The following is a 935-nucleotide window of genomic DNA, read 5'->3' on the forward strand; positions in this document are numbered from 1 at the left end:
CGTTTGCAGCTAACAACCAGATAGATATGTAAAAAGACGTATTTATACATATTTGTGAAGCTGACGCGCGGATTTGAATTAGGTAACAAAAATCAAGAATGTTTCCGCTTGTCGGCTCAATTGAGAAACAAAAAAAGGGAGCACAAGGCTCCCAAATTTTTATTTCCCAACAGAGCTATTTATAAGACCTGATCTAACAGAAAAAGAGCGTGGCGAAGTTGCCCCTCAGAGTAGGTAGCTCCATCAGGTGTAACAATATGACCAGACTTAAATGCCCACTTAGAAAACCCCGTAACATCAGGAAGATAGCGCCCAGACTCAAGAGCCCAAAGCCTACGAATGGTAGGGGGGATTTCCTCACCGTCATCCCATCGATGGATTTGATCCAAATCGACACAAGCTATTTCAGCAGCTCGACCCTCACTTAATGCTAAGTGTTGAAATCTAAAGATAAAGTTAGGATGTATTCGACTACTCCTAGAAATTGGAGCAAAGAATTTAACAGCGTTCTCCCAATCAGTACTACGCATAACATTCCTCCAAAGCTTGAATAGCCTTTTCGGAGATGGACTGATATACGGCGTAACTTTGAAAGTTGTACCAAGATTCAAAAGTGGCGAGAAATAAAACGCGGTCGACTGGATTTAAATCAGTTGATGCAATTAATTGCGACAGACGGTTGTAAAACACGTCCTTTTCAATAGGATGTGAGTTAGTCATGATTAGCCCCTTGTAAGCTAGTTATGATTAGCCATGCATTCAGATTGCACTCTGAATGCATGGCGTTTATGAATTTAAATTGTTTGCTGTCTAGACTTCCAATAATCAGCAGCACAAGACCACTTAGTCCCATCTTGAGCTATGTATCCCTCTATTGGGACTATTTTAGATTGTGTAGTTAACCCCAAGCGCTCAAGATTCAAATAGTATGTATT

The 935-nt window shown here is 40.6% G+C and carries 1 protein-coding gene; it reads right to left on the minus strand.

The genetic code is table 11. From position 1 onward, the window contains the following. Positions 1 to 522: 522 nt before the first annotated feature. On the minus strand, positions 523 to 720 hold the full coding sequence (locus R7Z50_RS25345) for a hypothetical protein (protein WP_169608343.1): 198 nt from the start codon (positions 718 to 720) through the stop codon (positions 523 to 525). Positions 721 to 935: the final 215 nt, after the last annotated feature.

The sequence above is a fragment of the Vibrio sp. 1249-1 genome (genome assembly GCF_033340495.1).